Source organism: Xanthomonas maliensis, from assembly GCF_009192945.1.
Taxonomy (GTDB): domain Bacteria; phylum Pseudomonadota; class Gammaproteobacteria; order Xanthomonadales; family Xanthomonadaceae; genus Xanthomonas; species Xanthomonas maliensis.
This window is the reverse complement of the sequence record NZ_NSET01000042.1, coordinates 60,603-79,880: the sequence shown is the minus strand read 5'-3', so window position 1 is coordinate 79,880 and position 19,278 is coordinate 60,603. Positions and strand designations below refer to the sequence as shown.

Sequence of the window (19,278 nt, the reverse complement as noted above, 5' to 3'; positions counted from 1 at the left end):
CTCATCCACGCAAAGGAATTCATCGTATGACGGAGGAAGTCATGTCGCAGAAGTCCATGATCGACGGCTACGATACAGCCATGCGTGGTGCGGTCATCGAGTCCTACTACGGCTCAAGCGACTTCTATAACTTCGGCTTCTGGACCTCCGACGCACAAACGCAATCCGAAGCGTCCGAAGCTCTGGTCGCGCGGTTGATCGACATGATTCCACTGCAGGCGCGCACAGGCCGCATCCTCGATGTCGCATGCGGAATGGGCGCTTCGACGCGTCACTTGCTCCGCCATTACCCGGCAGACCAGATTGTGGCCATCAATGTCTCCGAGCAACAGCTCGAACGCGCGCGCAAGAACGCTCCCGGGTGCCAGTTCCTGCGCATGGATGCGACCCGGCTTGAGTTCGCCGATGCGTCATTCGATAACATCCTTTGCGTGGAGGCGGCCTTTCACTTCGACACGCGTGTGGCCTTCCTGCGCGAAGCACTGCGTGTGCTCAAGCCTGGCGGCAGGCTGGTGCATTCCGATGCACTCATGACGCCGCTTCCGGCCGCCACCGTCAAACGCACCCATATTCCCAATGCGAACGCCGTTGCGAGTCCGGCGGCGTTGCAGGCGATCATCCTCGATGCCGGTTTCGCCAGCGCAGACGTCGTCGATGCAACCGAACACTGTTGGAAGCCGTTCCTGCGTTCGGTACGCAGGTTCAAGGCGTTGCATCGGCAAGCGGCACCGGAGGTTTCGCCGCGACCACGCTCCAGAAAGCCGGTCTTTTTTGGCCCGGAGTATTTTTCCCGCTTCATTCATCATTACGTGCTGGCCTGCTCGCACAAGGCAGCGCGTTGAGACGATCAGACGAACGACGCACCAGGGCACGACGCCTTCTTCTTTAGCGCCATGACCGCGCCTCGATGGGTTGACGCTGGATGGCGAATTGGGGAAGTATCCGCCGCTAGGAGTCGTCGAGTACCGCATGCACGCCATCGTCTTGCCAAGGTCAACTGGCAGGCATCAGTGGAGGTCTTGGGATGGACTTGTACGTTGCTGTCAGAGGCCCCGTTGTGGATGGGGACGATATCGATGCGGTGCTTCGCCAGGACCCGATGGGCGCATACAGCGCCATGGACCAGCGCACCCGGGACGACTACCAGGCCCGCGTGCTGGCCTGGGCACAGCGATCTGGACGGCCGCCAATCGAGGTGGCGCGTCTGACGCTCGCCCTCGCGTTGCAAACGAGCGAGCGCCACGGCGTCGCTGATCGACGTTCACATGTTGGCTATTTCCTGACCGATCGCGGCGTGGCGACGCTGGCCAAGGAATTGAAGGCGCGCCTGAGCCTGCAAGAGCGCATCCAGACCCGCACGTTGCCCGGGCTATTGCTTGCGTATTGCATGCTCGCCTTGTTGCTGTGCGCCAGCTATGGCATTTTTTCGGTGTTGACATTCGAGATCGGGATGGCCTGGCCTGGCAAGCTCTTGCTTGCCATCGCGGTGACGTTCTACGCCAATTGCATCATCCCCGGCTGGTTCAACATGTTGCTGTCACGTGGCCTGCGCCCGCGCTGGATGCCGCGGATGGACTTCAGCGCCGGTCTGCCAGTCTCGGCAAAGACACTGGTCGCCATTCCCTGCCTACTGACTTCGCGCGAGGGCATCGACAGGCTCGTGCAATCGCTGGAGGCCCTGTACCAGAAGAATCGCCAAGCGAACGCTGGCTACGCACTGCTGTCCGACTTTACAGACGCCGCCAGCCAGACGACCGACGACGATGCTGCCTTGCTGGACCATGCGCGCGCGCGTATCGCGTTGATGAACGAACAGCATGGTGGCGGTTTCGTGCTGTTGCATCGTCCGCGCCGCTGGAATCCAGGCGAAGGCGTCTGGATGGGATGGGAGCGCAAGCGCGGCAAGCTGGAAGAGTTGAACGCGTATCTGATGGGTGCACCGTCGCCGTTCGAGACGATGCACGGCGATCTCGACAAGGTGAGCGGCACCCGTTACGTGCTCACGCTGGACGATGACAATGCCGACTTGACCGCGGGTGCCGTCAGCGCACTGGTTGCGGTGTTGAGCCATCCACTCAACCGCGCAGTGTTCAGTCACGATGGCCGGCGGGTCGAAGCCGGCTACACTATCGTGCAGCCCCGCGGGATGATCGCCTTGCCGAGCGATGCCGCACCCAGCCGCCTGGAATCACTCCTGCACTCGACCATCGAGATCGAGACCAGCGACGCAATCCGCTCCGAACAATCGGTCGTCGATGTCGACCAGGATGTCTTTGGCCAAACGGTGTACTTCGGCAAGGGCCTTTACGATGTCGAAGCCTTTCACCGGCTGACCCACGGGCTGATCGCCGAAAACACAGTCCTCAGTCATGATGTCCTTGAGGGGGGAATCGTCAGGACGGCGGTGGCCACGGACATCGTCCTGCATGAGACCTTCGCACCGACGTTCTATGCGGCGGTACGCCGCACGCATCGATGGCAGCGTGGAGACTGGCAGTCGATCCGATGGCTGTTCCCGCGCATCCGCAACGCTTCCGGCATGCGGGTCAGCAATCCGCTGTCCTGGTTCGGCCGCTGGAAGATCTTCCACAATATCGTTCGATTGCTGTTTCCGTTCGTGTCCCTGGTCTGTTTCATCGTCGGCTGGCTGACGTCGGCCGTTCCCGGTCTGTGGACGCTCAATCTGCTTGCCATCGCCTGGTTCCCTCCCTTGGTCGGCCTGACGATCGGGGTGGTGCGCAATCTGCTCTCCGGGAATCTCAAGCCCATGTTGCAAGGGTTGTGGTCGTCGCTGGGGATGCGCTCATCGGCATTCATTTTTGGGGTGGAGAACGCCAAGAACTCGCTCGATGCCGCCGTGCGCGCCAGCTATCGCATGCTGGTGTCGCATCGTGGGCTGCTGGAATGGACCGCATCGATCATCGTGTTCAAGGGCCAAGGACATAGCTTGCTGCAGTACACCAAGCTGATGTGGGTCTCGCCGGTCTTCGCTGCGCTCACCGTCGCCCTGGTCGCCTACCTCAATCCGGCCGCGCTGAGCAGTGCGATTCCCTTCGCATTGCTGTGGACATCGGCACCGGTCGTGGCCTGGTGGTGGAGCCAGCAATTACAGGAGCACGATGGCGCGCCCCAGGCGACCGGCTCGTAGCGCAAGCATGCTTTCTCGACTGTCCAACGGATGACAACCGCTGCGTCAGCGCAGCGTTGCGAGCGACGGCGCGGCTGTCGCGAAAGACCGACGATTCGCCGCTTCTAGGGAGGGAGACAGACTTCTATGTTGATACTTGGCTTTTACGGTGGTCCCAATACCGAGTTCGAAGTGGACTCGCCGACCCAGACCCACGATGGCTCGGCAGTGTTACTCAAGGATGGCCATGTCGTCGCGGCAGTGGAGGAGGAGCGGTTGAACCGCATCAAACACTCCTATACCGCGCCGCTGCGTGCTACTCGCCAGGTGCTTGCACAGGGCGGCGCCACGCTCGCCGATGTCGATTACATCGCCATCCCGTACGGTCCGCAGTTCGCCGAACGCCTGTTGCGGCGGATGTATCTCGCCAATCCGTCGGCGACCCACACGCTCGATGTCATCGATGCGCTGCGGGCGCAATGGCAGTTGCATCTTGGGGTAGATGTGCCGCGTGAAAAGCTGCGCTTCGTCCCGCATCACATTGCGCACGCCACAACGACCTTCGAGATGTCTGGCCTGGACGACGCACTGGTCATGACCATCGACGGACAGGGGGAGACCGAGTCCGGTCTGACGCTGACCGGAAGCGCGAGCGGGCTGGAGTTGCTGCATCGGGTTCCGATTCCCGAGTCACTGGGCCACTTCTACTGGCACGCCATCGGTTTCCTGGGCTATCAGCTGTTCGACGAGTACAAGGTGATGGGGCTGGCGCCCTATGGGGATGCAAGCCGCTTCCGCCCACTGTTCGAACAGATGTGCGAATTGCTGCCCGATGGTGCGTGGCGGTTGCAGCCCCAGCTGCTCGATACGCTGTTCGAGACCATGATGCCCCGCCGCAAGGGCGAGCCGATCGAACAGATCCATATGGACTTCGCCGCCGCGCTGCAGGAAACCCTGGAGCGGGCAGCATTCCATGCCTTGAAGCATTTCCGGGCTCTCACCGGGCTGCGCAATCTTTGCCTCGGCGGCGGGGTGGCGCACAACTGTACGATGAACGGCAACATCTTGCGCTCTGGGCTATTTGACACGGTGTTCGTCCATCCCGCGGCGCACGACGGCGGCAATGCGTTGGGTGCGGCACTGAGCGTGCATCGCGCCATGGGCGGCACCCGCCGGCGGCAGCGTTTGCGTACCGTCACCTGGGGCCCGGACATCGGGACGGGCGATGAGATCGAGACGGTGCTGCGCACATGGTCGGCGCACCTCGACATCACCCGGAGCGAGGATGTGGAGAGTGACACCGCCGAACTGATTGCGGCAGGCAATGTCGTTGGCTGGGTCCAGGGGCGCTCCGAATTCGGGCCGCGCGCGTTGGGATATCGCAGCATTCTGGCCGATCCGCGGCCGGCGGAGAACAAGCGCCTGATCAACAAGATGATCAAAACGCGCGAATCATTCCGTCCGTTCGCACCGGCCGTGCTTGAAGAAGCCGCCGCCGACTACTTCGAATTGCCGCAGGGCGAAACGCGGTTTCCCTTCATGACGTTCGTGCTGAATGTACAACCCGACAAACGTGCATTGCTAGGTGCGGTGACGCATGTGGATGGCACGGCTCGGGTGCAGACCGTCTCCCGGGAAGATCACCCACGCTTCTGGCGGGTGATCGATGCATTTCGCCAACGCACCGGCGTGCCGGTCCTGCTCAATACCTCGTTCAACAACAACGTCGAGCCCATTGTCGATTCGGTCGAGGACGCGATCACCTGCTTCCTGACCACCGGGCTGCAGGCGCTGGTGGTGGGTGACTTCATCCTCACGCGCAAGCAGGGTGCCGATCGCACGTCACTGGTTCCCGAGCTGCTCAATCACGTGCGCCTGGTCGAACGCCGGCAAAAGCAGCCGGATGGCACGCTGGCCGATCAGTGCGAGATTCGGCGCGCAGTCTGGAATGGCGAGGCAAGCCGCCCGCTGTCTGCGCAGCTGCTGGCGTTGCTGCGACAGACCGGGACGGGAGCCTCGGCCGGAGAGCTCGCGGCGGCTGCAGGTCTGAACGCGGACGCGGTCATGCCGACCCTGGAAGAGCTGTGGGCGGAACGCTACCTGGCCATGCGCCCAACGGAGGCAGCGCGCACGCAGGCGACTGTGCGTGCCGCATGAGCGCATGGCAACAACCAGCATGGCGGGCTATTCCAGCGACCGATGGCTTCGCATTGCGAGCTCGGCTCGGCGTCGGTGGCGCACCCAGCGACACCGACAGACAGACGGTGCACTGGCGGTACGCCGATGCGGCCCGGACAGAGCAATACCGACACGCGGCACACTTGCCTACCGGTATCGATGACGGTCGTGGACGGAACTTGCAACTTCATGCAGTTCAATGGAAGGAGAAGCAACAGTGAAGCCGTATACCCTGATTTCGGTGGATGGGCACGCTGGCCTGCCAACGCCGCAGTATCGCGACTATCTGGAGCGCAAGTATCACGCCGCGTTCGACGAAGAGATAGCGCAGCTGGCCGAGTTGCGTCGTCGGTTCCTGGTGGCCGGCAAGAACGCCACCGAAGTGCCGCTCATGTACGAAGCCCACATGCACCGCTATTCCGATCCGGACAATGCTCAGATGCAGGAGCGCATTCGCGGTGCCTGGGACGTCGATGTACGTCTCAAGGAGCTGGACGCCGAAGGCGTGGTGGGTGAAGTGCTGTTTCCCGATGGACAGGGATTCAATTCGTTCCCCTTCGATGGCTTCTTTGGTGAGCATCCCAAGCCGATCCGCGATCCGGAGTTGCGCTCGGCTGGCGCGCGCGCCCATAACCGCTGGCTCTCGGAGTTCTGCGCCGCCGGAGGCGGACGCCTGCAGGGCGTGGCGATGATCATGCCGTACGAGGTCCGGCAGGCAGTGGCGGATGTGCGCGCTGCATTTGCGTCGGGACTGCGTGGCATCGTGCTGCCGCCGCCGGATGACATCTATCTGCCTTATCACGAGACGGTCTACGATCCGCTGTGGGCGGTTTGCGCCGAACTGGGCATGGCCGTCCATTCGCACGGTGGGGATCCGCCGAAGATCTACGGCAGCAGCATTGCGTCGCAGACGCTGGCCATCCTGGAACTGGGCTTCTTTCGTCGCCGCATCCTGGCCCAGCTGATCTTCGGTGGTGTCTTCGTGCGCCATCCGAATCTTCGGTTCGTCTATACCGAGGTCGGAATCGACTGGCTACCAAACTTCGTCGAGCTGCTGGAGCACGTCTATCACAACGACTGGCTGCGGATGGGCAGGGCGCCGAAGAAATGGCTGACGCTCTCACCCAAGGACGCGTGGGCACAGAACTGCGCCGCCGCAGCGACGGCGGCGACGTTCGAGGAAATCCAGCAGGCGCGCCGGCTCGGTGTGGACACCGTCATGTGGGGCGCCGATTACCCGCACGTGGAAGGCGGATGGCCGCATTCCTGGCAGGAGATCCGCCAGGCGTTCGCGACGCTGGGGGACGACGATCGCCGCAAGATGATCGGCGAGAATGCCGCCCGCTTCTATCATTTCGATCCGAAGGTGATCGAAGCGCAGGTTGCCAGAATCGGGCCTCCGGCTGGCACGTTCATCAGTGACGAAGCGCCCACCAATCCGGAGTACACGGTGCACGACTTCACCAATGGCTGGGTGAATACCTACGGTGGCTTCGCGCGAAACATGCGCTGGTCGCTGGAATCCTGAGCGACCTTCCTGCTGACTGCACGACGGTCACGGCGTTGCCGCGCAGGCGGAGCGCACGTGACCGCATTGGCGACTGCCAAGGTGATCGATGAAAGTTTCAATGTTCCATCTGATGCCGTTGCGCGACCTGCCCTCCGATTTCGAGCATCGCTATCGCTCGGTGTGGGTGGATGTGCCGTGGCATGAATTGACCACAGCGCAACGGGTGGGGCAGTACTACAATCAGTCGTTGGATGAGCTGATCTATGCCGCGCACAGCGGCATCGATGGCGTCTGCGTCAACGAACACCACCAGAACGCCTACGGCATGATCGCCAGTCCGAACCTGATGGGTTCGGTCCTGGCCCGCCAGACCGCAGGCCTGGATGTGGCTTGCATCCAGCTCGGCGCCACGCTTCCCAATACCCAACCGCCGATCCGCATTGCCGAGGAATATGCAATGCTCGATTGCATCAGCGATGGGCGCATCGTTGCCGGCATGCCACTGGGGACGCCGTTCGACGTCAACTACTGCTACGGGACAACGCCACTAGAACAGCGCGAGCGCTATTACGAGGCGCATGACCTGATCCTGCGCGCTTGGGAAGCACGTGAGCCGTTCGCGTGGAACGGCAAGTACACGCAGCTGCCCATGGTCAACCTTTGGCCGCGGCCGGTGCAGTCGCCGCATCCGCCGATCTGGGTGCCTGGTAGCGGCAGCCTGAGTACCTGGGAGTTCACCGCTCGCCACGATTACTGCTACTGCTTTTTGTCCTATCACGGTATTCGCTTCGGCAAGAGCGTGATGGATCGGTACTGGGAGTTCGTGAGCAAGAACGGCCACGATGCCAACCCGTATCGAACCGGCTTCTTGCAGCTCGTCGCTGTGTCGGAGACCGACGAACAAGCCGAGGCGGACTATTACGAGCACATCCGCTACTTCTATGACAAAACCCAGCACGTCGCGCCGGAGTTCACCCCGCCCGGCCATCAGGACTACGCCTCCATGGTCAACACCATCCGTAGCCAGGTCGCGCAGGTCCAAAGCGTGCGATCGAAGATTCCGAACTTCACGTTCCGCGACTTCGTCGACAATCAACTGGTCATTGCCGGCAGTCCAGCGACTGTCCGTGAGCAACTGGCCGAGTCGGTGCGCTCGCTACGGGTCGGCAACCTGATGGTCTTGCTGCAGATCGGCTCGATGTCGCACGCCTTGACGATGAAGAATATCCATCTGTTCTGCAACGAAGTGCTACCGCATCTTCGCGGGATCTGGGACGACGAGGGCTGGGTCAATCACTGGTGGCCGGAAAAGCTACGTGACACGCGGCAAGCCCCGTTTGATCGCCCGGCTCTGGCGGGACGGGCCGCATGATCCGCCAAGAACGTCTGGTCACGCTCCGCAACGGCCAGATCCAGACCCGCGTTGAGATCCGTGGAGAAGGTCCGCCGTTGTTGTTCCTGCATGCCGAGACCGGTCACTGGGATCCCTTCCTGGAACGGCTCTCTCGACGATTCACCGTGTATGCGCCCGACTTTCCCGGCACCAGCCCCGGCGATGAGGCGGCGATCAATGCCCTGCACGATCTGTGGGACCTGACGCTCTACTTCGAAGAACTGCTGGATGCGCTGCAATTGGCGTCGGTCGCGTTGGTCGGTCACTCGGTCGGTGGCATGTTCGCTGCGGAGTTGGCGGCGCAGTGCCGACAGCGCATCGGCCGGCTGGTCCTGATCGCACCGGCCGGGCTCTGGCGGGACGATCAGCCGATTCCGAACTGGTGGGCGATCCCCAGCGAAGAACTCCCCGCCCGGATGCTGGCGCATCCGGATGGGCTGGTCGGCAAGATCATGTTCTCGCCGCCGCAGGATCGGGAGCAGGCGCTGCAGGCGGTGATTCGGCAGACCTGGGCAAAGGCGTGTGTCGGCAAGTTCACCTGGCCCATTCCTGACAAAGGACTGCACCGCCGCATCCACCGCATCTCGGCGCCAACGCTGGTGGTCTGGGGGAGCCAGGACCGACTGATTCCACCGCTGTACGCGCGCGAGTTTGTGGATCGGATCGCCGATGCCTCCAGCTTGCTGGTGGAAGACGCAGGACATATTCCGCAGCTGGAGCAGCTGGAGACCGTGTCCGACGCGGTGATGCGCTTTCTGGCGTGACCATCGGCCGGCAGGCCGCGGCCAGCACGACCGCGGCCGCGGTGTAGCGAGCGCAGCGCCGACGGCGCTCGCTCACCCGGCATCCTGCAGATCGATGCCGGGCGCGCCATAGATCGTCGGGGGCTGGCCGCCGACGAGCATCATCAGAATGCTGAGCTGACCGCGATGGTGCGCCTCGTGTCGGAACATCAGGTGCATCAGGGCCAGGCGCGTCCAGCGCTCGCCATAGAAGTCGACCGTCTGCGCCAACCAATCGGGCTGTTGGCGACGTATCGCCGTCGATAGGGCCGCATGCGACTGGCGAAAGGCTGCTGCCATGGCGGCAACCGTCGGCGGCGGCCCATCCATCGGCACCGGGTTCTTTCCCGTGGTCGTAGCGCCCATGATGTCGGCGCATAGCCAGCGTTCAGTGATGCAGATGTGCCAGATCAGTCCGCCGAGCGTCCAACCCTTGTCGGCGACCGCCGTTCGGTCGTTGTATCCCTCCGGCACCGCGGCGAACACCTCCAGGGTGGTCTGGTGTTCGGTGTCCCAGATCGCCAGGACGTCGTGGATCTGCTCTTCCATTCAATCACCCCGCGTGTTGGGACCATTGATCGCAGAAGGGACGCGATTGGCGCTAGGCCAATGCCGCCCCGGGAGACCGCATATACACCATGAATTGCACGGCCTCGGTCTTGGTCAAGGCGTCGAGGGTCTGCTTGCCGAGACGATTCCACAGCAAATGCGCCAGCGTCGCGCTGGAATATCCCAGTCGCGTCGCAGTGCGCTCAATAGTCTGCTTCTGCACTGGGCTGATGGCACCCACCGGCCGAGAACGCGTCACCAGCTCGGGATCCAGATAACGTGCGGTCTGGCCGATATCGGCAATGATCTTGTCGACTTCCTGGGCGTCAAATGCAGGCGGACAGAATTGCGGCGAAGCAGCGTCGCCAAGCACCTCGGCACATGCTTTGCGCAACACCGAGCGCATTCCGATAACCTTGTCTCTCAGGCTGTCGCGCGGCCGCACGTATTCCGCCTCGATCTCCGGCATGATCCTGGCGTATCCCGAGTGTTCGGGCGCGGCCGCCAGTCGCGACCCGAGGTTCTGCACGAACGAATCGCGATGCACGTTGTCCACGCAGAGAAAGCGACCGAACTTGTTGCGTTTGAAGCGTAAGTTGAACGACATCGCATCGTCGATGTAGCCCAGGTAGTGCCAGATCAACGCCGGCATGTAGATGGTCTCGCCAGGTTCGATCACGGCGTGATAGCCGCCCACTTCGGCAACAAAGTCGAGCTGCTCCTGCAGTGACATCTGCTCCAGATAGACGCCCGACGACCACGGAGCACCGGCGATCGTTCTGAGATGGACACAAGCTTCAGGCGGAAACAACAGGACCTGCTTGCGGCCGAACATCTGGTGCAGCAGCACCTGACGGTGATCGCCATCGAAGTGCAGGTGAGCTCGGTTGCCCTTGTTGGCAACGAAGATATTGGCGCACAGGTCATGATCACCGTACTTGCGCGGCATTCCGAGGATTTCTGGCTCCTCCAGATCGTCAGCAAGGCAAACATCCGGCAGCCGAAACATTTGCATGATCGCCGCGGGAATCTCGTACTCGGTGGACAACAACGCTGTGTCCGGGTTCGCGCGCACGTGAGCCCAGTATTGATCGAAGGTCATCGTGGTTTCCAGTGCGCTCTCTGGTGCGCTGGCCGCAACGGCATACTCGGTCTGTACGTGCAACGGAACGTGTCCGAATGCGGCACTAGCGTCGGCCTTGGTGCGGATCGCATCGATGGCCTGGCCGGCGAACAGGTCGGTGATGATCACCGGCGTGCGCGTCTGCACGTAATCGCGCAGGAACACAGCGGCATCCGGTTTGGAGATCCTGGCAATTTCCCTTGCTTGCATAACATTCTCCCGGGGTTAGATAGCACGTAGATCGTCGACGATGTGGCTTTTGGTCGCCCGCACGGCAGGAATCAGCCCGCCGAGAACGCCGATCGACAGCGCCGCGCACAGGCCTTTCAGCACAACAGAGGGTGTCATCGCCACATTGAAGACCAGTTGCCGCAGGTCGCCCCCGACTGCGGTACTGATCGTGCTCCCGTTCGCGCTCAACCAGGCGAGCAACGCACCCAGCACGCCCCCCAGCAGCGCAAGCAGAGCGGCTTCGATGACGATCGAGGTGACCACGACCACGGACGGAAAGCCGATGGCACGCTGGGTGGCGATTTCCCGCCGCCGATCATCGATACTGGAATACATCGCATTGATCGCGACGAATACCGCACCCAAGGCCATGATGCCACCCATCACGTAGGCCATGAAGCGCAGCATATGGTTCAGGCTCTGGGTTTCCCGCTGCAGGAATTCCGGCTCTGAGAACACATCCATCGCCAGACTGGGATTGGCTGCCAACGCGCGCTTGAACCGCGTGAACGCAGCAGCGCTCGGCATCACGACTGTGACGTTCTGGAACATTGGCCGGTGGCTGACATTCATGATGGTGTTGACGTCGCCCATCAGCTCCGATTCGCGAATGCTGCGACCGGCCGAATAGATACCGACCACCGTCCAGCTGGCGCCGTAGGCCTCGATCTGGCTTCCCAACGATAGCCCACGGAATTGCTCCAGCGCCCTGCTGCCGACGACGACCTCGAACTTGCCTGGCGCGAACATGCGGCCGGCCACGATCTTGATTTCTGGACGGACCGCCAGGATCTCCGGCCCGACGCCGCGGATGGTGCCATTGACCTCCATGCCGCTGCCCTTCTCGATCAGGGTCAAGGGGGCAACGGCTTCGCCACTCATCAAGGGGATGCCGTCGGCACTCTTTCGCACATCAGCGGCATTGGTGATCGTATTCATTTCCTCGTGCGAAATCGCGCTGGCGATTTCGACAGTAGAGCCGGCGCGCAGCACGATGGCGCGATCCGGCCTGCCGGCATCGCGCATTGCCTCGTCAAGTCCTGCATTCATCGCCAGCACGCCTGAGAACACGGCCACCACGCCAGCGATGCTGATGATCATCACCAGTGCATTGGCTCTTCGACCTGCCAGGCCGTGCAGGTTCATTACCATAGACGACAGGATCAATCGAAACGCAGGCATGGTGGCTCCTAGAGCGTGTTATGTACTTTGAGCTGAGTGCGAAGCGTCCTGTGGTGCGTCGAGACAAGGCGTGCGGCTTGCCTTGGCGGCCAGCCAAGCCGGCGCCACGCAGCACCCGCTCCGCACCGCTGATGGCCAACGCATCTCTTCTCAACGTGCATAACACGCTCTAGCGACCGGACAAGGCCGCGACGATGCTGAAACGCATCGCGCGGACAATGGGAAACACCGCGCTGACGACAGCGATGGCCAGCGCGATCAGCAGCACGTAGGCCATCGCCAGCGGCTGCAGGCGCATGGCGCCGAACAGCTCGGCCACCGACGGGAATAGCACGGTCGTCAATGCGATCCCCGCGACCGCCGCCAGCGTGCACAACACGATCGCCTCGGCCAGGATCAGCAGGGCGATCCGCAGCGGGGTGTAGCCCAATGTCATCAGCAAGGCGATCTCCGGAAAGCGCTGGCGGACCGATTGCATCATGGTGCTGGCGCTGACCACCATCAGGGTGAACAGCACGGTCCCGATGATGACATTGCTCACCTTGCGCAGATCGTTGATCTGCCGCCATTGCACCGCGGCGTAGGCGTTCTCGCTGCGAGTACGGGTCTGGAACGGCGAGTTCTCGGTCATGCGGTCGATCGCCTTGGCGATGCTGCCGCTCTGTCGCTGGTCCTGGGCCCGTACGATGATCAAATGCACCGACCCCGCCCCGTAGGCGCGGGCATCATCGAAGTAGTCCAGGTTGATGAAGAACAGGTCGTTGAGCGCCGGAGAGGCTTCCACCGGCTCGTAGATCCCCACGATATCGAAGTACCAGACGTCGTCCCCATCCTTGCGTGGCCATAGCGCAGACTTGATGGGAATCCGGTCGCCCAGCTTCCACTGGAAGCGTTTGGCGAGATTGCGGCTGATGATGGCGCCGGAGCGGATCCGCTGCATGTCCCGTATCTTCTGCGCCGGCAGCTGTAGCTCCGGATACATGCGGAACATGCGCGCCACGTCGGTGGCCACGATCGGCAACTGCACGGTGGGCTGTTGGTAGTAGCCAACGAAGTAGGCCCAGTAGGCGACGTCCTTGACACCGGGAATCTTCTGGATCTGCTCGGCCAGCGGCAGTCCCAGGGGGTGATACATGCTGATGCGGTTCATGACGTACAGGCGATCCAGATGAAAGCGCTGGGTCACCGTGCTGAGGCCCTGGTTGATACCGCTGAGCAGTCCGAACAGCAGGAATGCCACCGTCATCGATGCGAACGTCAACGACGTGCGGACCGGCTTTCTCCACAGGCCCTTCCATACCAACAGAAGATGATTCATGGGCCCGCCAGCCCCGCTGCCTGTTCGATCGATGGTGCCATCATTGGGTTCGCCCTGAAATGCAAGAGGTAGGGTGCGTGCGATGGTGCGTGCTCAGTCGCTGCATCTGAGCGCGCGAACGAGGGGCTCGAGATTGGCCGGATATGGTCTGGCCGGTGCAGCAGCGGCGTCGAGCGCGGCCATGTGCGCCGGCGATAGCTGTAGCTCGACGGCACCGAGGTTTTCCTCCAGTTGTGTCAACGAGGACACCGCGAAAGCCGCAGCGCTGATGCCCGGACGGTTGAGCGTCCAGCTCAATGCAACTTGCGATCTAGGCCGTTGTAGCTCGGCGGCCACGTCTGCGAGCGCAGCCGCGACGGCAGGCTGGGCGTTGGTAGGCACAACAGACCGGTCCGCTGGGTCGGCGGCCGCCAGCACTCCGCGCGCCAAGGCTCCCCAGGCCACGACCCCGACGTTCTTTTGCACGCACATGGGCAGCAGCTCCACTTCGATATCGCGCTCTTGCAGGTTGTACAGCAGCTGGGTGCAGCAATAGCGTGCAAACCCCTGCGTCAAGGCGACCCAGAGCGCTTCGTTCAATCGCCATGCGGTGTGGTTGGAAGCACCGATGTAGAGAATCTTGCCCTGGCGAATCAGCTGGTCGAATGCGCCAAGGGTTTCTTCCAGCGGCGTGAAGCCATCGTCCGAGTGCGCCAGGTACAGGTCGATGTAGTCGGTGTTGAGGCGTCGGAGCGAGGCTTCGCACGCTTGCACGATATGCTTGCGCGACAGTCCCGCAGCGTTCGGCCCCTGGCCACTCGGGCGGAACACCTTGGTCGCGATCACCAGCGCATCGCGGTGACCGCCTGCCAGCTCGCCCACCAGGCGTTCGCTCTCCGGTGCCGCGTCGGCGGTATCGAAGAAGTTGATTCCCGCATCGACACAACGCGCCCAGATCGCGCCTGCCTCCTGCGGCGATAGCCGGGTCCCGAAAGCGACCGTACCCAGGCACAGCGGCGATACGCGCAAGCCTGTTCCTCCGAGATATCCGTAGCGCATGGCCGATTGCTCAATGGGGATCGGAAGTGTGGATGGCGCGGCCCTTGTCCAGATGCAGCTGGCGCGTGGCACGGGCCGCCGCCAGAGGATCATGGGTCACCATGACGATGGTCTTGCCCTGCTCGCGGCTGAGCGCGACGAGCAGGTCCAAGACATCGTCGGCGCTGGCACGGTCCAGATCGCCGGTCGGTTCGTCGCAGACCAGCAAGGGTGGATCGGTCACGATCGCCCGTGCAATGGCGACGCGCTGCTGCTGTCCGCCAGAGAGCTGCGAGGGCTTGTGGTGGACGCGCTGCGATAGTCCCACCACATCCAGCGCGATCTGCACATGCTGCTTGCGTTGCGCGCTGCTCAACGTGGTTAGCAACAACGGGACCTCGACGTTTTGCGCTGCGGTCAGCGCTGGCATCAGGTGATACAGCTGAAACACGAAGCCGATCTGACTGGCGCGCCAATGCGCCAGTTGGGTCGCTCCCATGGTCGACAATGGCGCGCCAGCGACATGCACCTCGCCTGACGTCGGCTTGTCCAGGCCGGCGATGATGTTGAGCAGGGTGGACTTGCCTGAACCGGATGGCCCCATCAGCGCCAGAAACTCGCCCTGCGCGATCTCAAGGTCCACCCCATGCAGCACTTCGACTGTCTGGGCACCGGCGCCATACGACTTGCGCAGGTCTCGCAAGGTGACCAGGCTCATGCCCGCGACTCCTGGATCGGCACGGGTGCCGGCGGATCGAACGCGGTATGCAGGCGCTGCAGGAGATCGTCGCCCGCACGGATGCCGATGCGCGGCAAGGCCAGCGGATGGTGATCCGCCGATGCGGCCAGGTTGCCGGTGGTGACGGCGACGCTGAAGCCCGCAGCGGCAGTCATTGCGATCGTCTCCTCATCGAATCCGCCATGCGGGTAGGAAAAACTGGCGACCTCCCGCTCCAGGACCGCTTCCAACCTGCGTTTGCCGACGACGATCTCGCGCTGCTTGGTCGGCGTCGTCTGTGCGGGCAGCAGCACATGATGCTCGGTGTGCGCGCCGATCTCCATGCCGGGTATCCGACTCAGGCGCCGTAATTCCTCTGGCGTCAGCGCCCTGACGTAGCCGGTTCCGCTTGCACGGGAAAGACCGCTCCACGCCAGCAGGGCGTCGATCTGCGCACGCTGCGCCTCCAGCGCCAGTGGATAGAACGTGCCACGCACGGCTGCCAGCGCGGCCTGGCGCTCGTCACGCGTCCGTGTGGCCATGCTGGGGCACCCGGCAGGCAGCGCCACGTCGAGCAAGGTCGGCAGGGTCGAATGGGCGAAGACCCGCTCCAGGGTTTCCCACCAGAATTCCCCCGGCTCATCGAGCGTGCAGGACACCGCGAAGAACGTCGCTGGAAAGGCGAACTCCTGCAGGATCGGTGCCGCGTGGGTGAGCGCATCGAGATAGCCGTCGTCGAAGGTGATGGCCACGCTGCGTACCGGCAGCGTGCCTGCCTTCAGTTGCGCAGCCAGGTCCGTCAACGCGAGCACCGGGTAGCCGGCTGCACGCAGACTGGCCATGTGGGCACGGAACTCCGCCGGCGAGACGCAAAGATCGGTGCCATCGTCTGCGATGCGGTGGTACATCAGGATGGCAGCAGCCTGCCCGTGTAAGAGAGGTGGCATGGATGGCGTTCCCGATGCTCAGTGGACGACAGCCGGCGTGCGGCCAACTGCACGGATTTGCGGAATCAAGCGCATCAATACGTTGCCTGGGCCGGCTTCCACGAAATCGGTCGCGCCGGCGTCGAGCATGCTGTGCACGCATTTGACCCAGAGTACCGGTCGCACGATCTGCCGAACCAGCAGCGAGGCAATCACCGCACTGGATGCCTTGGCGGGATAAAAGGTCCCGGTGACGTTGGAGATCACCGGAATCTGCGGACGCTGGAAGTCGACTGCGTCGATGAAGCCGGCGAAGGCGCGCGCGGCTGTTTCCATCAAGCGCGAATGGAAGGCGCCGCTCACTGGAAGCCGGATACACGCTGTCGCACCAGCCGACTCGAAGATCCGCGTGGCCTGCGCGACCTCTGCCTCGGGTCCGGAGATGACGGTCTGGGCAGGCGCGTTGTAGTTGGCGACGTCGATCATGTCCAGGCCGTGGCCCAACATCAGGTCCACGATCGTGGCCGAGCTCAGGCCCAGGACCGCGGTCATCGCGCCGCCGCGCGCTTGCGCCATCAAGGTCCCGCGCTTGTGCACCAGCCGCAGACCGGTCAGCAGGTCAAAAACACCTGCCGCCTGCAGCGCGTTGTATTCCCCAAGGCTGTGACCGGCGACGCAACCGATCTGCACTCCCGAGCGCAGAACTCGGATGCCGTGCAGTGCATTGACCATATACAGGCAGGGCTGGGTGACATCGGTCCCGGAGAAGACGTAGGCCTTATCGAGACAGCGCGCGCGCAAGGAATAGCCGAGCAGTGCGTCGACCTGCGGTTCGATGGCGGTGTAATCGGCCAGGTCGAACAGGTCCTCGCCCATTCCTGGCCGTTGTGAGCCTTGCCCGGGAAACATCATCGCGTGCATCGTGCTCTCCTCTGGTCGGGTTCCCGGTTGCGATCACGCACGCGCAAAACGCCAGCTTGCCCACGCCAGCAGGCGCAAGCGGGGCAATAGTGGAAACGGCCGCGACCACAGCTCGCGTAGCAGGCTGTAGTAGATGCGGGGTCGTTTGGCGAAGTGAGCCGCATTGTGCGCAAATCCGTCCAGGTCGATCGGTACCCCAGGGAAGTCCAGCGCATCGCGGACCGGGCTGCGATCGGGCTTGGGCTCGAACAACCGCATCACCTGGTCGTTGCCGAAATGGTTGCTGACCACGAAAGGTTCGACGACATCGCTGATGTCGATGAAGTGCTGGCGCTGGCTGTCCGCCACCGCTGCGTCATCGTCGTAGGCCGCGACGCGTGCACGGAAGTCATCCATCCGCCCTGCGATGAACGCGGTGGCCTCGGCCACGCGCGCGTCCGGCAACGACCAGCATTCCTGCAGCAAGCTCATCAACGCCGGGCCGCGTTCGGGGCGATACCACAGGTCGGCGACCTGATGATGGATCGCGAGCACGGTCAATGGATACATCGGCCACTGGCAGAGCAGTGACAGTCCGGTGGACAGCACCCAGTTGCCGCGATGCCAGCTGCATTGGTAGCCCAGTGGTGCCCGACGGCTGTGCACCAGTTCCCACTGCCGGCTTTTCCTGCTCGCCAGTGTCACCACCGGTGCAAGCATGCCGTCCTGCTCGCCGACGGCGCGTTGCAGGGTCTCGATGAAGTCCGCCGGCAGCGCGTCGTCGTCGTCCAGTAGTGTCGTCAACACCTGGCACGTTTGCGGTGGTGCATACCGCTGCAGCCAATCTGTCTTGGTCAGGTCCTCGGCGGGATCGTAGTCATGCAGATGAGTGCGGGTGCGGCCACTCACCAGTGCCTGCAACCGCTGGCGCCAGTGCGACGGTAGCGCCGGATCGACGATGATGAACCAGTCGAAGTTCTGCTCGGTCTGGGCCAGCAACGAGGGCAGGCAGGTCAATTCGAACAGCGAGTAGCGAAAGGCAAGGCGATCCGGTTGCAGCGGATCGCGGCGGAGCACCGAGACCAGGACGCCATCGAGCCCGGCGCGCGTGGTGGAATGGCGATAGCTGAATCGCGTGATGACGGCATGCCAGAGCATCGTTCAGTCCAGGGAGGCAAGGTGGGGCGTCGGGCCGACCTGCGGGCCCAGCCAGTGCGACAGATAGCGGCGTACCACGGCGTTGAACTGCACGGGGTTGTCCAGCATGACCGCATGGCCGGCGCGATCCACCGCCTCGACGATGGCGTCGGGAACGCGGGTGATGAAGGCGTCGGTCCACAGCCGGGAACACAGCGCCGATACCGCGCCGCGCACCAACAAGACCGGGATCACCAGCTGTTCGAGTGCCTGCCACAGCGAGGACTCCAGCGTGGGGCAGGCCTGTTGGTAGCCCAAGGCACGGTCTGCCTTGAGACGGAACTCGTCCGGTCCGAGCGCCTCCAGCGCGTCGGTTGCCAAGGCGCGCAGCAACGCAGGAACGGCCAGCGGCATGGCTGCCTGCAGTTGCTCCTCGTATTCCCCGACCGACCGATAGCGGAACTTGCTGCGCAGGAACTCGTCACGGATATACGCCGATGCGGTGGCACTCAAGCCGGGCCCGCCATCGATCAAGACAACCGCGCGTGGCGGTTGTGGCAGGTGCTCGCTCGCCAGGATCGCGACTGCCGCCCCCAGGGAATGGCCAAGCAGGACGTAGTCGCGCAGGCCCAGCGCGCGCGCTACTGCGACCACATCCTGGACATGCGTGGCGACCGCGTAGTGCTGCATCGGGTCGCGATCGGAATCGCCGTGCCCACGCAGATCGACCGCGGCGATCCCGCACTCCGGCAGCGATTGCGCCAGCGAACGCCAGACGAAGCTGCCCTGCCCGAACCCATGCACCAGCAACAGCCGGATCGGCGGCGGCCCCCACTGGCGTACATGCAGGGCCACGCCGTCGGAGACGCCGATGCGTATCGACGCTTCGCTCATCGGCTGCCGTCGCCGTGCTGCGACGCCTGCTGCAGCGAGAGGCGCACGCTGCGCGGGGTCAGGTCGGTCCACACCTCCTCGACATAGGCCAGACATGCCTGCTTGTTCGACGGGCCGTAGACCAGGCGCCAGCCTTGTGGGATATCGATCGCACTGGACCACAAGGAATACTGTTCTTCGTCATTGATGAGGACGATGAAGTCCTCCGTTACGTCGTGCTCAGACACGGTGATCTCCGATAGCGTGCAGGACGGCGCCTGCGGGTTGCAGCATTGGCGGTAGCGCGGCAGCAC

Annotated in this window: 17 protein-coding genes; 6 read left to right on the top strand and 11 right to left on the bottom strand. The window is 63.1% G+C overall.

Going from position 1 to position 19,278, the window contains the following annotated elements:
* Window positions 1-26 precede the first annotated feature (26 nt).
* From CKY51_RS12900 to CKY51_RS12875, 6 genes are all read left to right on the top strand, one after another.
* Window positions 27-842: a class I SAM-dependent methyltransferase gene (locus tag CKY51_RS12900; protein ID WP_211904897.1), complete on the top strand. Its 816-nt coding sequence runs from the start codon at window positions 27-29 to the stop codon at window positions 840-842.
* Between the two features lie 275 nt (window positions 843-1,117).
* Window positions 1,118-3,148, top strand: coding sequence for a hypothetical protein (locus tag CKY51_RS12895; RefSeq protein ID WP_152249332.1), 2,031 nt, complete (start codon window positions 1,118-1,120; stop codon window positions 3,146-3,148).
* Between the two features lie 126 nt (window positions 3,149-3,274).
* A complete protein-coding gene (locus tag CKY51_RS12890) occupies window positions 3,275-5,284 on the top strand; it encodes a carbamoyltransferase family protein (RefSeq protein ID WP_152249331.1) in 2,010 nt (669 codons plus the stop codon).
* Between the two features lie 238 nt (window positions 5,285-5,522).
* Complete coding sequence (locus CKY51_RS12885; protein WP_170292324.1) at window positions 5,523-6,833, top strand: amidohydrolase family protein; 1,311 nt, start codon at window positions 5,523-5,525, stop codon at window positions 6,831-6,833.
* 88 nt (window positions 6,834-6,921) lie between these two features.
* Window positions 6,922-8,187 carry an LLM class flavin-dependent oxidoreductase gene (locus CKY51_RS12880; protein WP_152249329.1) on the top strand — a complete coding sequence of 422 codons (1,266 nt, stop codon included), beginning with the start codon at window positions 6,922-6,924 and terminating at the stop codon, window positions 8,185-8,187.
* A complete protein-coding gene (locus CKY51_RS12875; protein ID WP_022972598.1) occupies window positions 8,184-8,972 on the top strand; it encodes an alpha/beta fold hydrolase in 789 nt (262 codons plus the stop codon). Before CKY51_RS12880 ends, CKY51_RS12875 begins: the two co-directional genes overlap by 4 nt.
* A 72-nt stretch (window positions 8,973-9,044) precedes the next feature.
* Here CKY51_RS12875 and CKY51_RS12870 read toward each other — a convergent pair whose 3' ends face one another.
* The 11 genes from CKY51_RS12870 to CKY51_RS12820 all read right to left on the bottom strand — a co-directional run bounded on the left by CKY51_RS12870 (window position 9,045) and on the right by CKY51_RS12820 (window position 19,278).
* Window positions 9,045-9,539, bottom strand: coding sequence for a DinB family protein (locus CKY51_RS12870; RefSeq protein WP_022972599.1), 495 nt, complete (start codon window positions 9,537-9,539; stop codon window positions 9,045-9,047).
* 52 nt (window positions 9,540-9,591) lie between these two features.
* A complete protein-coding gene (locus CKY51_RS12865) occupies window positions 9,592-10,872 on the bottom strand; it encodes a cupin-like domain-containing protein (protein WP_152249328.1) in 1,281 nt (426 codons plus the stop codon).
* 15 nt (window positions 10,873-10,887) lie between these two features.
* Window positions 10,888-12,075, bottom strand: coding sequence for an ABC transporter permease (locus tag CKY51_RS12860; RefSeq protein WP_152249327.1), 1,188 nt, complete (start codon window positions 12,073-12,075; stop codon window positions 10,888-10,890).
* Between the two features lie 169 nt (window positions 12,076-12,244).
* Window positions 12,245-13,393 carry an ABC transporter permease gene (locus CKY51_RS12855; RefSeq protein WP_152249326.1) on the bottom strand — a complete coding sequence of 383 codons (1,149 nt, stop codon included), beginning with the start codon at window positions 13,391-13,393 and terminating at the stop codon, window positions 12,245-12,247.
* Window positions 13,394-13,486: 93 nt separating this feature from the next.
* Entirely contained in the window at window positions 13,487-14,401 is a 915-nt protein-coding gene (locus CKY51_RS12850) for an aldo/keto reductase (RefSeq protein WP_162141710.1), read from the bottom strand.
* A 40-nt stretch (window positions 14,402-14,441) separates the two neighbouring features.
* Entirely contained in the window at window positions 14,442-15,128 is a 687-nt protein-coding gene (locus CKY51_RS12845) for an ABC transporter ATP-binding protein (RefSeq protein WP_022972604.1), read from the bottom strand.
* Complete coding sequence (locus CKY51_RS12840; RefSeq protein ID WP_081641394.1) at window positions 15,125-16,075, bottom strand: polysaccharide deacetylase family protein; 951 nt, start codon at window positions 16,073-16,075, stop codon at window positions 15,125-15,127. Before CKY51_RS12840 ends, CKY51_RS12845 begins: the two co-directional genes overlap by 4 nt.
* Before the next feature lie 18 nt (window positions 16,076-16,093).
* Window positions 16,094-16,975 (bottom strand): ACP S-malonyltransferase, encoded by an 882-nt coding sequence (fabD, locus tag CKY51_RS12835; RefSeq protein ID WP_022972606.1) that lies wholly within the window; start codon window positions 16,973-16,975, stop codon window positions 16,094-16,096.
* Between the two features lie 33 nt (window positions 16,976-17,008).
* A complete protein-coding gene (locus CKY51_RS12830) occupies window positions 17,009-18,112 on the bottom strand; it encodes a glycosyltransferase (protein WP_022972607.1) in 1,104 nt (367 codons plus the stop codon).
* Between the two features lie 3 nt (window positions 18,113-18,115).
* Entirely contained in the window at window positions 18,116-18,985 is an 870-nt protein-coding gene (locus CKY51_RS12825) for an alpha/beta fold hydrolase (protein ID WP_022972608.1), read from the bottom strand.
* Window positions 18,982-19,278 (bottom strand): MbtH family protein, encoded by a 297-nt coding sequence (locus tag CKY51_RS12820; protein ID WP_280524703.1) that lies wholly within the window; start codon window positions 19,276-19,278, stop codon window positions 18,982-18,984. Before CKY51_RS12820 ends, CKY51_RS12825 begins: the two co-directional genes overlap by 4 nt.

Excerpts from the sequence above, each read along its gene's own strand:
- CKY51_RS12825 (WP_022972608.1), bottom strand. The coding sequence starts at position 18,985 with ATGAGCGAAGCGTCGATACGCATCGGCGTCTCCGACGGCGTGGCCCTG.
- CKY51_RS12890 (WP_152249331.1), top strand. The coding sequence starts at position 3,275 with ATGTTGATACTTGGCTTTTACGGTGGTCCCAATACCGAGTTCGAAGTG.
- CKY51_RS12840 (WP_081641394.1), bottom strand. The coding sequence starts at position 16,075 with ATGCCACCTCTCTTACACGGGCAGGCTGCTGCCATCCTGATGTACCAC.
- CKY51_RS12855 (WP_152249326.1), bottom strand. The coding sequence starts at position 13,393 with ATGAATCATCTTCTGTTGGTATGGAAGGGCCTGTGGAGAAAGCCGGTC.
- CKY51_RS12900 (WP_211904897.1), top strand. The coding sequence starts at position 27 with ATGACGGAGGAAGTCATGTCGCAGAAGTCCATGATCGACGGCTACGAT.
- CKY51_RS12895 (WP_152249332.1), top strand. The coding sequence starts at position 1,118 with ATGGACCAGCGCACCCGGGACGACTACCAGGCCCGCGTGCTGGCCTGG.
- CKY51_RS12880 (WP_152249329.1), top strand. The coding sequence starts at position 6,922 with ATGAAAGTTTCAATGTTCCATCTGATGCCGTTGCGCGACCTGCCCTCC.
- CKY51_RS12865 (WP_152249328.1), bottom strand. The coding sequence starts at position 10,872 with ATGCAAGCAAGGGAAATTGCCAGGATCTCCAAACCGGATGCCGCTGTG.
- CKY51_RS12830 (WP_022972607.1), bottom strand. The coding sequence starts at position 18,112 with ATGCTCTGGCATGCCGTCATCACGCGATTCAGCTATCGCCATTCCACC.
- CKY51_RS12860 (WP_152249327.1), bottom strand. The coding sequence starts at position 12,075 with ATGCCTGCGTTTCGATTGATCCTGTCGTCTATGGTAATGAACCTGCAC.
- CKY51_RS12875 (WP_022972598.1), top strand. The coding sequence starts at position 8,184 with ATGATCCGCCAAGAACGTCTGGTCACGCTCCGCAACGGCCAGATCCAG.
- fabD (WP_022972606.1), bottom strand. The coding sequence starts at position 16,975 with ATGCACGCGATGATGTTTCCCGGGCAAGGCTCACAACGGCCAGGAATG.
- CKY51_RS12870 (WP_022972599.1), bottom strand. The coding sequence starts at position 9,539 with ATGGAAGAGCAGATCCACGACGTCCTGGCGATCTGGGACACCGAACAC.
- CKY51_RS12845 (WP_022972604.1), bottom strand. The coding sequence starts at position 15,128 with ATGAGCCTGGTCACCTTGCGAGACCTGCGCAAGTCGTATGGCGCCGGT.